Origin of the sequence: Gracilimonas amylolytica (assembly GCF_002911695.1) — a bacterium.
GTDB lineage: Bacteria > Bacteroidota > Rhodothermia > Balneolales > Balneolaceae > Gracilimonas > Gracilimonas amylolytica.
The window spans coordinates 104814-118993 of the sequence record NZ_PQBS01000010.1 but is presented as its reverse complement, the minus strand read 5'-3'; the positions used below and the strand labels follow the sequence as shown (position 1 = coordinate 118993).

The following is a 14180-nucleotide window of genomic DNA, read 5'->3' as shown; positions in this document are numbered from 1 at the left end:
TAATATTATCCGAACAAGGGTTTTGTTAGGACGCGGTGGATAAGATCCACGAATCGCCATTCACACACATTATTCGGTGATATTGGGATGTTATCCGTCTCATTAGGCGGATAAAGTCGCCGGATAACAACATTTTTTGTAAGGAATTGCTTCCTCATCGCTCTAACAAGATAATACCATAATCTATAAAGTCAACGGGTGATATGGCTAAGTCTGAATTGTTAGAGAAGGTTAGAAGAGAGATCAGAAGAAGAAATTACAGCTTCAAGACTGAACAGGCCTACACACAGTGGGTGGTTCGTTTTGTGAAATTCCACGGTACGGTCCATCCTTTAAAATTAACTGATCAGGATGTGGAGCAGTTTCTGAATCATCTCGCAAATGAACAAAATGTGGCAGCCGGTACTCAGAACCAGGCTTTAGCCGCTCTGGTATTTCTCTATAAAGAGGTTTTAGGTAAAGAAGAGTTGACCCTTCATCATCTCGAACGGGCGAAGAAACCAAAAAGATTACCGGTGGTATTGTCTTCTGCAGAAGCATCAGCTCTTTTGAAAAAGCTGGACGGTTTGGCATTGCTTATTTGTGAACTGCTTTACGGCAGCGGCCTGAGGATATCAGAATGCCTGAGGTTACGGGTACAGGACATTGATTTTGATATGGAGCAAATTTGGGTTCGCTCAGGAAAGGGACAAAAAGATCGTGTGGCACTTCTTCCGCAAACATGTATTCCTAAACTCAAAGAACAGATCAACAAGGTAGATACATTACATAAAAAAGACCTGTCCAAAGGACATGGGCGAGCCTTACTGCCTAAAGCACTCGCCAGGAAATATCAGGACGAACAGATACAGCTCCGGTGGCAATACTTATTTCCCTCAAAACGAATTTCTAAAGATCCCCGAAGCGGATTAAAACACAGGTATCATATTTCGGATCGTTTCGTGCAACGGAGACTGAAAAGAGCCGCTAAAAAAGCAGGGCTCAACAAAAAAATAACCTGCCACACCCTGCGCCATTCCTTTGCCACCCATCTCCTCCAAAACGGCTACGACATCCGAACCGTCCAGGAACTCCTCGGCCACAAAAACCTCAAGACCACCATGATATATACCCATGTCATCAATAAAGGGGGCAACTATATTAAAAGCCCTGTGGATATTTTATAGATCGTTCATCGTAGTTCGGTGATTCGGTCTTTCGTCAATCATTAAGAATAACGATTAACCGATGGACCGAATGACCGATTTGTGAAATTGTTTAATTTCATACTGAAAAGCCGAAATCTTTAAAGTTGGACGTCGAGAGTTATTAATTCGGCCTCAGAAAAAAGAGCGTTAAGAAATAAATCATACCGCGTGGCAATTAAATTACTTGCAAGCCCTGTTAAGGAGCATTGATTTATTATAGCGGAATGAAGACATCTTTAGCTCTTTTTTCGCAGCCTTGACCTTTTGTTACTTTTGGAGCCTGTCCGAAATTCGGCGGATCAAGCCAAAAGTAAGGACATAAACAGTTTAGAATCTCAAGTGCTGGAAAAAGAAATATCAGAAATAGGCTCAAGGCTCAAAAGGTATTTTGGTGAGGATTAATTTCTAACGAGGCCTACGTCATCAACAAAGGCGGAAACTATATAAAAAGCCCTGTGGATATTATCTAAAAAGACCAATCAGTTTTCAATGAAAACAAAAACAACCAACGAGTCATCCTGCTCCGCCAGTTGGCGGATCAGCATAACCGATAAGGCTGATCAGGTATGGATAAGACACCAATAACGAAAAAAGGTCATCCTGAGGATGCCTCCGAAAGATCTTGCTTTTAGCGAAGCATAGATGCGGTTTGCAGTATTAATAGTTGCAGTGGATAGTTTGATGCTGGGTTTATGTGCGCAGTCTTAAATATGCAAGGTTCTTCGGGAGTACCCTCAGAATGACTTTTTTTATTTTATTTAGCTATGAAAGCCTATACATATATAGTAACCAATCCTAAAAAGACCACACTTTATACCGGGGTAACCAATGACCTGAGAAGGAGGATTGTAGAGCATTACATGGACCGCGGGACGTCCAAATCCTTTGCAGGGAAGTATTATTGTTATCTTCTCATTTGGTATGAAGCCTTTCCTACCATGAATGAAGCTATTCAAGCAGAGAAATTGATAAAGGGGAAGAACAGAAAGTGGAAAGAAGATTTGATCAGAAAGCGTAATCCTTATTGGAATTCATTGAATGAGAATGTTCTTGGGGAGTGGCCACCATATAAAACATTGCCCCCAGAGTCATCTTGAGGATACCTCCGAAAGATCTTGCTTTTAGCGAAGCATGGATGTTCTTTGCACCAACAGTAGTTGTAGTGTATAGATTGTTGCCGGGCTTAGTTGGCAACCTTAAATATGCAAGATGCTTCGGGGGTACCCTCAGCATGACTGATAAGGATAGATAGGTATGGATAAGACACCAATAACGAAAGAGGGTCATCCTGAGGAACCGAAGGACCTGCAAAAGTGCGAAGTAACACCAACCTTTTGAAGGTGCTTTTCCGCCGGCTGGCGGATCAGCATAACCGATAAGGCTGTTCAGGCATGAATTATCTGCACAAACACAAAACAACATCAACCCCAAACTTCAATGTTGAGTGTTGAATGTTCCCAATTTTCACCGCCCTTTCAAAACACCGGAAAGATTCAGCTTATGAATAGGAATGAGATAAGAAGAAAGCATTTCATCTTTATGGATACCCAGCTCACCCGTTCCTCTGAAATCGACCATACACACTTTTTCGGCCGTTTGAACCACCTCGCCGATGCCATAATACTCAGGACTGGGGCCATAATAGACCAGGTCACCTGTCTTCAGGGTATTATTCGCCCGCCGGTGATAGGGTTTGATCACGGGAAGCAGGTCAAGCCGGTATGATAATTTTCGTTTTTTGGAGAGTGCCATCACTCTGGGTTCTTCTGATGAATATGTATTTCGCGTTCAGTGCCCGAAAGATGTGAAATTTTGATCCAAATCGCATCGTCGGGGATGAGAGAGTCGATCTTTTCGGGCCATTCGACCAAACAAACGCCGTCGCCGTAAAAATATTCCTCGGCTCCGATCTCCAGGGCTTCCTCTTCATGCTCAAGGCGGTAACAGTCAAAATGGTACACCGGCATATCCCCGTGATACTCGTTGATCAGGGTATAGGTCGGTGAATGGACCTTGCCCGGGGGCACTCCAAAATGTGAGGCCACACCTTTCACAAAATGTGTCTTGCCGGCTCCAAGATCACCGGTCAGGCAAACCACGTCTCCGGCACTGAGTTGCTTACCAAACTCAGATCCGGCCCGAATGGTTTCATCCACAGATTGCGATCTAAAAGGAGTACTTAGGTCCATACCTTATTGCGTAATTATTTAATTCAAAAACACCCAAAGATAATACCCTTTGTCAACATCTTTGGGAAAAATGTGGGGCATGGATTCGAGAAGATAAATCCCGTAGGGGCAATTCATGAATTGCCCCTACGGGATTTACTTATGATTAAGTAACAAACTTTATTCTGCCACCGCACAGGCGAGACGCCCGCGCTAGTGCTAAGTTGAATGGTGGTGCATTATCAAGCTATTAGATCCCCGCCTGCGCGGGGATGACCGGTGGAGGGGCGGTGGAAGATCAGACATCTGCGAAATCCAAAAATCCCCTGAATCCGCGATTCACAAATGGTACATTCATTAGTAAAACACTTCGGAGTGGAACACGGATTACGCGGTTCTTGCGGATGGTCACGGATTAGGATTGAGTCACTTGAACGACCGATTCACCGATCAGCGATGGACCGAGCGACCGATTTGTAAATGGATTGAAGACTTAGGCTCAGGGCGGTATTATTGTGGATTCATCCCAACTGGATGAAATCAATAGCCCCGGGATTTATCCCGGGGTAAAAATGAGAATAAAAGAACCTCCGCCCGGTGGGTGATACGGTATGGGTGGTATTTCGGATGTTGGGAACGAGTTTAAAGTAAGAAGTTGTCATCCCGAGTGCGTACCTAGTCACAAAGGAGAATCAGTCTAACACGAGGGATCTCAAAGCATGCACTATTTGCCAGATCAAACTTTGAGATCCTTCGCGGCAAAACTCCCAAATCTACATCAAACCTCACTTCGCTCAGGATGACAACTACTCGAACCGGAGGTTCTGTCAGGCATTCTCCCGATTATATCGGGGAGGTTGGGAACGAGTTCACCAGGATAGGTCAGAAACTTCAGGATTCGTTATTCCTTGCCTGCCTGCTAGCGAGGCAGGTTCGTTATTCAATATTCCTAACTCTACTTCGGCTTCAACGTGGCAATTGGTAAAATAACTTCCTCCATGGATGATCCGCCATGTTGAAAGGTATCGCGGTACATATTTTGATATTTGTGATAGTTGGTGGGATAGACGAAATAGTAATCCTCCCGTGCCACCATATAATTATTGACGGCACCTACTTTTGGTAATCTGAATTGCTCTGGATCATCCATGAAGATGACGGTCTCGGGCTCATCAGCTTTCAGATTGCGGCCATACTTATAGCGCAAATTTGTGGCCGTATCCTTGTCGCCATACACCTTGGTATCCCGGAGAGCACGCACTGATCCGTGATCGGTGGTAATGATCAGGGTAACATCTTCCTTCGCCAGTCCCTTGAACATCTGAAGCAGGGTAGAGTGCTGAAACCAGGCTTCGGTCACAGAACGGAAAGCAGATACATCCGGAGCCAGCTCTTTGATGACATCGGAATCAGAACGAGAATGAACCAGGGTATCCACAAAATTGAAGACAAAAGCCGCCAAACGCGACTGAGCGTAGCTTCCGATCCTGTCAGCCACTTTACGGCCGGCATCGGCATTCAAGATCTTCTCATATTTGAAGTTGATATCGATGCCGTGGCGGTCCAGCTGTCGCTTCAGTAATTCCTCTTCATGCCGGTTCAGGGAGGATTCATCCTGCCCCTGCTGCCACAATTCAGGATACATGCGTTCAATATCAGCCGGGTACAGTCCGGAGAAGATAGCATTTCGGGAATAGGGTGTGGCCGTGGGTAAAATGGAATAGTAAAAATCGGTGTCGATGGAATAGTGGTTAGACAAGAACGGCTCAAACAACAGCCATTGGTCATAACGCATACAATCGATGATAAAGAACATGACGTTTTCCCCTTTGTCCAGATGAGGATTCACGTACTTTTTTATGACTTCGGGAGAAAGCATAGGCCGGTTTTCACCCGTTCGCATCCATTCCCGATACTCCTGATCCATGAACTTTCCGAATTCCTTGTTAGCCTGCTGAAACTGATCTGACAGGACCTGCTTCAATCCTTCATCGCCATCACCGAGATCGATCTCCCATTGCGTCAGTTCTTTGTACACATCGATCCATTCTTTCCAGTGTGTGCCGGGGTGAATGCGTGAAGAAAGCTCATTGAATTGCCTCAGGTAGGTTTGAGCCGATTTCTCTGATTGGAGCCGCCCGCGTTCCAATAGTCGCTTGGTGGTTAGTAATATCTGATTTGGATTAACAGGTTTGATAAGGTAGTCCGAGATCTTGCCCCCAATGGCATCTTCCATGATGGATTCTTCCTCACTCTTGGTGATCATGACCACGGGAAGCGATGGTTGCAAGGCCTTGATCTTCTCAAGCGTTTCGATGCCGCCCATACCGGGCATTTGTTCATCCAGATATACGATATCAAACGCCTCGCTTTCAATAAGGCTGATGGCATCGGCTCCATTGGTTACCGGAGTGATATCAAATCCCTTTTTCTCTAAAAAAATGATGTGTGATTGCAGATGATCGATCTCATCATCAGCCCATAGTATTTTTGGCATAAGCCTGTTGTCTAACCTCTTTTATGGCTCTAAAGTTACATACGGGCGGATGGCTTCCAGTCGTTTTTCACCAATGCCCTTTATGTTTATGAGTTCCTCAATAGTCTTGAATCCACCATTCGACTCTCGGTATTCAATGATCCTGCCGGCGTAAGCGGGACCAATTCCATCCAGGGTTTGAAGTTCTTCAAGTCCGGCTGTGTTAATATTAATGATCTCAGGAACCGGTTCGATCTCCTGCCCGGGAGTCTCTTCCGAATCCATCGGTTCTGAGGCCGCCGATTGAGTCACAGCCGGTTCAGTATCGGTATTTTCATCGTTACTAACTGTAAAATCAGGATTATATTTTTCGGCAATGGCGGCCTGTTCCTGCTCGGCTAATTTGGTTCGTTCTTCAAACAGAGCAAGGATCTCATCATACTCCTCCTGCTGATAATTCAATTTTTGTTTGATGAAGAATGAACTCAGAAACATCAGGCTCAAAATAAACAGCAATATGGTGAAAGAAACACGCTCTTTTCGCGTGATCTGTAACTTGTCGATCCAGAAAAAGGCCTTTCTTTTGAAATTATTGAGCTTCATCTGAGTAATATGAGTTTGAGGAAGGAAAAACTCAATAATATTCTTGTTTCAGTCTGCAGGAAGTGTGAAGTTTGGCAAAATTCAGATCATGGCAGAAAATCACACTTTTAATTACGGCGACCAATCTATCATCTATCAAACCATTGGGGATGGCAAACCTTTGGTGGTACTGCACGGCTGGGGGAGTAGTAAGCGTGTGATGATGCCGGTAGCTAAACACCTTTCACGCTTACGGAAAAGCTACGTACTGGACCTTCCCGGTTTTGGAGAATCTCCCGAACCGGATCGCGGTTGGTCGATCGATGATTATGCCGACGCGGTTGAGGCTTTTATTAATGATCTCCCATATGAAAAAGTGGATCTGTTGGTGCATTCCTTTGGCGGCAGGATCGTCCTGAAACTACTGTCTCGTGAATTTGGAAAAAGCCATGTCGATAAGGTGTTGATCACGGGTGGAGCCGGGATGAAACCAAAACGATCCATGAAATTTTACTTCAGAAAATATACGGCTAAAACACTAAAGGCTCCATTCATGGTTCTTCCCGGAAGCCTAAGAGAAAAAGCCTTGAGCTGGCTGAGAAGCACATCGCTCTGGAAAAGCCTCGGTTCAAGCGAATACAGCGAATTATCCGGGGTGATGAGGGAGACCTTTGTGAGATCCGTGACCGAATACCTGGAGCCATGCCTGCCTGATATACCACACGAGGTGCTGTTGATCTGGGGACGTAATGACGATGCCACTCCGGTCTACCAGGGTCAGCGTATTGAAAAGGGTATTGAGCATGCGGCTTTGGTTATTATTGAAGATGCCGGCCACTATGCCTTCCTCGATAAACCCAAACAGTTTGCCAGAATAGCGGAGGCGTTTTTTAAATAGGTTTTAGGTGTTAGGTTCAAGGTGCAAGTGCACTCTAACACCTAACACCTTGCATCTAACACCTTATTCTCTCCAATTATCCGGAATATCCAGCTCAGCTTTGATCCCGAGTGACTCGATCTCCAGGCCCGCATTCAGTAAACTTATGGCTTTCTTTTGAGCGGTTTGACTACTTTTGTCTCCATTCAGGCCATATATCGGATCGTCAATGATGGGGTAGCCCCACTGCTCCAGGTGCAGGCGTATCTGATGGGTACGCCCTGTTTTTGGGTGGCACTTTATGATGGAAGAATCTGTGCTTTTTTCAACGACCTCAAATTCAGTGATGGCTTCTTTAGCCCGGGTTAAGCCCAGTTTGGATTCAAACACAAAGCCTGTTTTACGCCGAATGGGGGCATCGATCGTCATGGTGCGTTGCTTGGGTGTTCCCGCAACTTTGGCATAATAGGTTTTCCGGACTTCAGATCGGCTGAAGTTAAGCATCGCCTGCTTTGCAAATTCTTTATTGCGGGCAAATAGGACGAGACCGGAAGTAACCGCATCCAGCCGATGTACAATTCTCAGGTCGCCATACCCCTGATCTTTCAGGATCTCTGTCATGGAATTTTTATTGTACCGTCCTCCGGGATGCATAGGCAGGGGGGCCGGTTTATAGGCGATCAAGTAATCGGGTTGAGTTTCAAGCACCAGTACTTCATCAGGCACGGTTGGCTCAACAACCTTTGGATTGTGATGATACACTTCATCCTGTCGCTTGAGGAGCTGTTCGGGGTCGGTATGTTCTCCGTTCACCCCAACCAGGCCGTTGTTGATCTTATCTTCCCAAACCTGCCTTCCGTGAAAAGGGAACCGCGTGCTCATCGTCTCAAGCAGGGTTTTTCCGTGAAACTCCTCGTTTACCTTAAAACGATAGGTTATAGGATAGGGGGATACAATGCGGATCTTACGCGCATCCAACGGGTCGTTCCTTGAAATCTTCTCCAAAATAATTGTACCATTTTCGGAATGGTTTGAAAGCATTTTCAGGGTCGAAAGGGCGCTTGTATTCACTTTCCTTACATTCTTCGCTGCAGCAGCCTTCCATTTGATGGGCACCTTCTTCAGAGCACACAAAAAGCTTGTTGCACTCCATGTTTGCACAGTTGATGTAGGTGTCAGCCGGCTTTCCGGTGATCTCACAACGTGCGATAGGCTCCAGGTCCTGAGGATTAACAGGCACAACCAACCGGTCATCAAATACAAAGCATTTTCCTTTAAAATGCTTACCGCCTTCTTGCTTGCCATATCGTAAAATGCCGCCATGCAGCTGATTCACGTCTTCCCAGCCTTTCTCTTTCATTAATACGGAGAATTTTTCACATCGAATACCACCGGTGCAGTACATCAGTACTTTTTTGTTCTTCGGGATATCCGCATCATCCAGCCATTGCGGGAAGTCATAGAAATTCTCAAGGTCCGGTTTGATGGCGCCTTCAAAATGGCCAACTTTTGATTCATAATTGTTACGCACATCGATCATAACATGATCTTCTTCTTCGATCACGCGTCGCCATTCTTTCGGTTCCAGGTAATTTCCTCCGTTTTTGGGATCCACACCGTCCATGTGCAGAGAAACGATCTCTTCACGTACTTTGCAGGTCAGCCGCGGAAAGGGTATGTACTCACATTCATCCTGTTTGAAAGCTGTATCAGAAAAACCGGGTATGGACCACACAAAATTCTTGTATTCCTCGATCTGTTGTTCGGTTCCTGCGGCCGTTCCATTCAGTCCCTCTTCAGAAATATAAATGCGGCCTTTTAAACCGATCTCTTTACAGAATTTTTTATGGGCTTTGCAGAACCTGTCCGGCTCATCGATCTTCTGGAAGTTGTAGTAGAGTATTACTTGATACATTTTTCTCTTAAATTATAAGTATAAGAAGTGTCAGGTCTTGACGTTCATCATTTGGGCGAACCTGAAAGTTAAGCAAAATACAAACAATGCATAAGTCCGGATTTATAAATAAAAGATTCAAGAGAGCGTTTTTGTGCATCCTGTTTATCCCGGGAATTCTGTTGGCTCAGGTCCGGCCGGTACAGGAAACCTTGTTATCGGTGCAGTCATCGTTTGAGAGGGGAGAATTGGATGTGCGATCAGCAGCACTGCAGCAATTAGAATTGCTGGAGCGACCCGTTTCAAATACGCATGCCATCAACAAATGTCTCACACCGGCCACCATGTTTTTGCATCAGCACCGGGATGAACTGGATAGCGATATCCTGGCCAAAGCGCAGAGCCTAGGACTGGTTGAGTCACAGAATTCTACCATGGCCGAAGAGTCTTACATCTCACCTTCCGGTAAATTTGAGATCATTTACCAAACCTCGGGCCCCGATTCCGTGTCAATTACCGATGATGATGGAAACGGAGTACCGGATTATATCGATCATGTGGCGGAAGCGGCCGACTCATCGTATCGCCATGAGGTATTGACCATTGGGTTTACAGATCCCATTCCTCCGGGACAAACGTACAAGGTGCGTGTGGAAGATGACCTGTCGGGTGGGGCGTATGGGTTAACAAATACTTCCTCCACTTCGCCGGGGGGAACCTTCATTGTCATTGAATCAAATTTTGATGGATTTCCTGAAAACACCCATCCGGATGGAGATCAGATCGGAGCCATCTATGTAACCATGGCACATGAATTCAAGCATGCTATTCAATACGCACAGAATAACTGGTCATCACCGTCGGGAGCGTTTAACTGGTCTGAGATGGACGCTACACTCATGGAAGAAGTCGTTTATGATGATGTAAACGATTATTACAATTACATCAAAAATGGGATCAATTCTGATAACCCTAATTCAAGTTCGATATTCTTCTCCCCGGGCTCCGGTACACCGGGAGCTTACTGGCACGTAAGCTGGATGATCTATTATTATGAGAAATTCGGCTCCACGGTTTGGCACGAAGTGTGGCAGGAGATTGAATCGGAGAATAACCTCAGTATTGATGATGCCCTGCGTCGAATCCTTCCCGCTCAGGAAGAAGATTTCAGTGAGAGCTTTGTTCAAAATCATTTGTGGCACCTAGCCTCAGGCTCTCGGACAGGAACAGATTCCTACGGTTTTAGGGAAAAAGAGGAGTACCCGAATTCTAATCTGGAGGCGACCTTTAACTCCGTTCCGGAAAGCAGTGTGAACCTGAACAGTGTAAGCCGCATGGCTGCGCGTTATTACGAGGTCATTCCATCCCCCGGAGATATGGGCACCATAGAAGTAGCGGTCGATTTTGATACCACTCAGGTTGGGGTTGGCCTTCTTTTTTATCATAAAGATGGTAGAATGACCGACCTGATCGCAACCGGCGAAAATAAAGCACAGCTTTTTGTGCCCTCACAGGTCAACTGGGCCGATATCGATCGGTTAGGCCTGGTGATCGCCAACTACAGCAATGCACTTACAACTCGAGATCTGAGTATTCAATTTGGCAAGACCGGGCAGGTTGTCGATATTCGCGATCCGGAGTACGGGGATATCCCGGAACAGATCGCAGTTTTTCAAAACTACCCGAATCCCTTCAACCCCTCTACTAAAATCAGTTTTGAACTCCCACAGTCAGCTTTTGTGAATCTTGAAGTGTTTGATATCATGGGCAGAAAGGTTCAGACACTGGCCAATGAAACATTAAATCCAAGAAGCAGGCCTTATGAATACACCTTCAATGCTGAAGGATTGAGCTCAGGTATGTATATCTATCGGCTCAGGATCGATGGGGAAGTGTTCACTAAAAAAATGATGTACATCAAATAGTTCAGGAGTAAGGCGGTAATACTTTTCCACGGACTTCCCCAAAACCGACTCGATATCCATCTGCCTGACCAAAGCCGCTCATGATCACCTCATCTCCATCTTCAAGATAGCTTCGTTCCTCACCGTTGGGCAGTATAATGGGGTCAGTCCCCATCCATGCCAGTTCCAGCATGCTTCCGTAACTGTGCTTTTCATCTCCGCTGATAGTGCCTGAGCCAAACAGATCGCCGGTTCTGATATTACAACCATTAACGGTATGATGAGCCAGCTGCTGTTCCATACTCCAATAGAGATTCTTGTAATTAGACATACAGATCTTATAAGGCTGAGCCATTTGGGCCGTTTTAAGGTGAACGTCAAGCTGAAGGTCGTAGGCAGACCTCTGATCTGAATTCAGGTAGGCTAATGGGGATGGATCTTGCCGGGGTGCTTTAGTTTTAAAAGGCTCAAGAGCTTGTAAAGTGACCACCCAGGGGGAAACCGACGTAGCCCAATTCTTGGCGAGAAAAGGGCCAAGAGGCTGATATTCCCATTTTTGGATATCCCGCGCACTCCAGTCATTTATTAAAACCAAGCCAAAGATATGATCGGCAGCTTTATCGATTGGGATGGGCTGCCCGAGTGTATTTTCAGGACCGGCCAGGAAGCCGACCTCCAATTCAAAATCAACCCGTTTGGTGGGTGAGAATTTCGGTGATGAGCCGCCATCAGGCAGTATTTGTCCTTTTGGGCGGTGGACATCGGTACCGCTCATAACTATGGAACTGGCTCTTCCGTGGTAGGCAACGGGCAGGTGTTTCCAGTTTGGTAAGAGGGCATTCTCAGGATCCCGAAACATAGCTCCCACGTTTCGGGCATGCTGTTCAGATGAGTAGAAATCAGTATAGTCACCCACTTCGACCGGAAAAACGAGTTGAATCTCACTTTGCTTGAAAAACACCCGGTCTTTCAACATTTCATTATCTCTGAGTGTGGGCTCATCAGCTGATAGCAAAGATTGGAGGGTGCTTCGGGCTTCGTTCCAGGCTGCTTTTCCCAAGCTCATAAAGTAATTGAGGGACGAATCCTGAAAGGCCATTTGTCCGCTTAGTTCAGGTCCGTTGAACAGGCCCTCTTCATCCAGAACGAACAGATCTGACACCCGATCACCAATAGCAGTACAGAGGTGGATCTCCCCCTGATCCGTGATGAATGCCCCATATGGCAGGTTTTGAATTGGAAAATGTGAGTCAGGATCGACGTCTATGAAAGATCTGAGCATACCCGGGTTTCTTAGATATTTATAATTTCATGCAATGATAACAAACCTTAATGTATCCCAAAATCTTAAATAATGCGGAATAGCAGAATATCAGCGAAAATTGCATATTTTGTTCTTTTAACATTTATTCAGTAGAACGTTGGTACAAACTAAGGATTTGTTTTATGACAAAATCGGAGGTGCTTAAGTCGATATCCAAGGAACTGGATCTGACCATTGCCGAAACGGAACAGTTGTATGATTCCTTTGTGAATGGGATGAATACACTGCTTTCCAATAACGTGGGTTTTACCCTGCCGGGCGTGGGCAGTTTCAGTACGGAACTACGGGATGCGCACAAATCATACAACCCCCATTATGAGCAGATGATGCTTATCCCGCCTAAAAATGTGGTTCATTTCAGCCAAAGCAGCACCCTGAAAGACGAAATAAACCGGGATAGCGATGAATAAAAAAGTCACCTATTCCGATATCGTCAATGCACTGTCTTCAAAAACCGGTTTCAGTAAGCAAAAAAGCGAGGCTTTTGTAAAGGCCCTGCTAAATCAGGTTAAAGACGAATTACGGGAATCCGGAAAAGCCTCGATCACTAATTTCGGGAGTTTTAAGGTTAAAGAAGTTGCCGAGCGCCAAGGTAAAAACCCGCAGACAGGCGATCCCATCGTTATTCCCGCGCATAAAAGGGTTTCTTTTTCACCATATAAATCACTTCGTGAGAATGTGAATGCAAAATATGGTCACCTGGAAAGTGAGCTGATCAATGAAGAAGAAGAGGGGAAGCAGACCGATGAAAGTACCACGGATCTAACACAGGATACTCAGCCCAATGAAACTACAGAACCTGAGTATCCTGAAGAAGAGCAGGCGGATGATGTGTTTGCGATTTCAACCGATCCGGATGCAAAAGAGGAAGCATCGGGAGATGATGAGAAATCAGACGATCAGATAGAGAATGAGATCGAAGATGATACACCTGAGCAAACTGAGGGAGATACCAATACCGGTGAAACAGAGCCTGAAGATGATGTCGAGTCAGATGAAGCTGAAGAGGATGTGGAACCTGAGCATGCAGTGACCGATTCAGATGCATCTGATGGGAGTGAGCGAAACTATACCAATGTACTATCGATAATGGCCGTATTAATGCTGACGGTCATTGCCATCACCACCGTTTGGTTCCTGGTGGATAACGGTTCGGGAGAAAAAAAGCAGGCTGTAAACGGTTCACAAAACAATATTCAGACCGGTGCTGTAGCTCAGGGTAGTGAAGTCGGGCAGAAGGTATCATTGAGAACTTATGAATCCATTAAGAGTGAAGCAGATGAACTTGAAAAACGGATCAAAGCCCTGACCCAGCAAGCAGAAAGACTCAGAGCACAACAAAGCGAACAGAGTATCAGACCCGCAGAAACAGAAGAAAATCCAGTTTCTGAAAAGGTGTCCGCTGATGAACCGTCCAATCAGGTTTCAGATACAAATGAGGAACGATCAGTAAATAAAAGATATGAGGTGCAGCAGGGAGAATGGTATTGGGTGATATCAGAAAAACTGTACGGAAAACCCCGATTCTGGCCATTGTTATTCATGGAAAATCATTCGGTTAATGAAGATCCTGACAGCCTTTTAAAACTGACTAACATCAGCGTGCCGGCTATGGAAGGATCGGCAGATAACCCTACCAGTAATGATTACAAGGATCTGGCAGCAGCCACAAAAATGGTGGCAGAAGCGTATAAAAAGGCAGGAAAGTCCGAGAAGGCTGACGAGTATGAAAAATTTGCCCGCATGTGGGAGAAGATGGGTGCCTGAA

The 14180-nt window shown here is 45.6% G+C and carries 13 protein-coding genes; 6 read left to right on the top strand and 7 right to left on the bottom strand.

Annotated features, from left to right (window positions below):
• Positions 1-203 precede the first annotated feature (203 nt).
• Both C3B73_RS02850 and C3B73_RS02845 read left to right on the top strand, forming a co-directional pair.
• The gene (locus C3B73_RS02850) at positions 204-1166 is read left to right on the top strand and encodes an integron integrase (RefSeq protein ID WP_103664126.1); all 963 of its coding nucleotides are present in this window, start codon (positions 204-206) and stop codon (positions 1164-1166) included.
• Positions 1167-1951: 785 nt separating this feature from the next.
• Entirely contained in the window at positions 1952-2284 is a 333-nt protein-coding gene (locus C3B73_RS02845) for a GIY-YIG nuclease family protein (RefSeq protein ID WP_103664125.1), read from the top strand.
• 367 nt (positions 2285-2651) lie between these two features.
• On the opposite strand, the gene C3B73_RS02840 is transcribed toward C3B73_RS02845, so the two are convergent.
• The 4 genes from C3B73_RS02840 to C3B73_RS02825 all read right to left on the bottom strand — a co-directional run bounded on the left by C3B73_RS02840 (position 2652) and on the right by C3B73_RS02825 (position 6434).
• The gene (locus C3B73_RS02840; protein WP_103664124.1) at positions 2652-2939 is read right to left on the bottom strand and encodes a hypothetical protein; all 288 of its coding nucleotides are present in this window, start codon (positions 2937-2939) and stop codon (positions 2652-2654) included.
• Complete coding sequence (gene tsaE / locus C3B73_RS02835) at positions 2939-3376, bottom strand: tRNA (adenosine(37)-N6)-threonylcarbamoyltransferase complex ATPase subunit type 1 TsaE (protein ID WP_103664123.1); 438 nt, start codon at positions 3374-3376, stop codon at positions 2939-2941. Before tsaE ends, C3B73_RS02840 begins: the two co-directional genes overlap by 1 nt.
• Positions 3377-4310: 934 nt before the next feature.
• Positions 4311-5852, bottom strand: a complete 1542-nt coding sequence (gene porX, locus C3B73_RS02830; protein WP_103664122.1) for a T9SS response regulator signal transducer PorX — start codon at positions 5850-5852, stop codon at positions 4311-4313.
• 21 nt (positions 5853-5873) lie between these two features.
• Complete coding sequence (locus C3B73_RS02825; RefSeq protein ID WP_103664121.1) at positions 5874-6434, bottom strand: ComEA family DNA-binding protein; 561 nt, start codon at positions 6432-6434, stop codon at positions 5874-5876.
• 43 nt (positions 6435-6477) lie between these two features.
• Between C3B73_RS02825 and C3B73_RS02820 the strand changes: the two genes are divergently transcribed.
• On the top strand, positions 6478-7311 hold the full coding sequence (locus C3B73_RS02820) for an alpha/beta fold hydrolase (RefSeq protein ID WP_232802957.1): 834 nt from the start codon (positions 6478-6480) through the stop codon (positions 7309-7311).
• A gap of 63 nt (positions 7312-7374) precedes the next feature.
• On the opposite strand, the gene C3B73_RS02815 is transcribed toward C3B73_RS02820, so the two are convergent.
• Together C3B73_RS02815 and trhO are read right to left on the bottom strand one after the other, a co-directional pair.
• Positions 7375-8295 (bottom strand): RluA family pseudouridine synthase, encoded by a 921-nt coding sequence (locus C3B73_RS02815; RefSeq protein WP_232802955.1) that lies wholly within the window; start codon positions 8293-8295, stop codon positions 7375-7377.
• Complete coding sequence (trhO, locus tag C3B73_RS02810) at positions 8255-9205, bottom strand: oxygen-dependent tRNA uridine(34) hydroxylase TrhO (protein ID WP_103664119.1); 951 nt, start codon at positions 9203-9205, stop codon at positions 8255-8257. Before trhO ends, C3B73_RS02815 begins: the two co-directional genes overlap by 41 nt.
• Before the next feature lie 86 nt (positions 9206-9291).
• Between trhO and C3B73_RS02805 the strand changes: the two genes are divergently transcribed.
• A complete protein-coding gene (locus C3B73_RS02805; protein ID WP_103664118.1) occupies positions 9292-11109 on the top strand; it encodes an MXAN_6640 family putative metalloprotease in 1818 nt (605 codons plus the stop codon).
• A gap of 1 nt (position 11110) precedes the next feature.
• Here the strand turns inward: C3B73_RS02805 and fahA are convergent, their stop codons facing one another.
• A complete protein-coding gene (gene fahA, locus C3B73_RS02800; protein ID WP_103664117.1) occupies positions 11111-12370 on the bottom strand; it encodes a fumarylacetoacetase in 1260 nt (419 codons plus the stop codon).
• A 164-nt stretch (positions 12371-12534) separates the two neighbouring features.
• Here fahA and C3B73_RS02795 point away from each other — a divergent pair, with 164 nt between their 5' ends.
• A complete protein-coding gene (locus tag C3B73_RS02795) occupies positions 12535-12822 on the top strand; it encodes an HU family DNA-binding protein (protein ID WP_103664116.1) in 288 nt (95 codons plus the stop codon).
• Positions 12815-14179 (top strand): HU family DNA-binding protein, encoded by a 1365-nt coding sequence (locus tag C3B73_RS02790; protein ID WP_103664115.1) that lies wholly within the window; start codon positions 12815-12817, stop codon positions 14177-14179. Before C3B73_RS02795 ends, C3B73_RS02790 begins: the two co-directional genes overlap by 8 nt.
• The last annotated feature ends 1 nt before the right edge of the window (position 14180 follow it).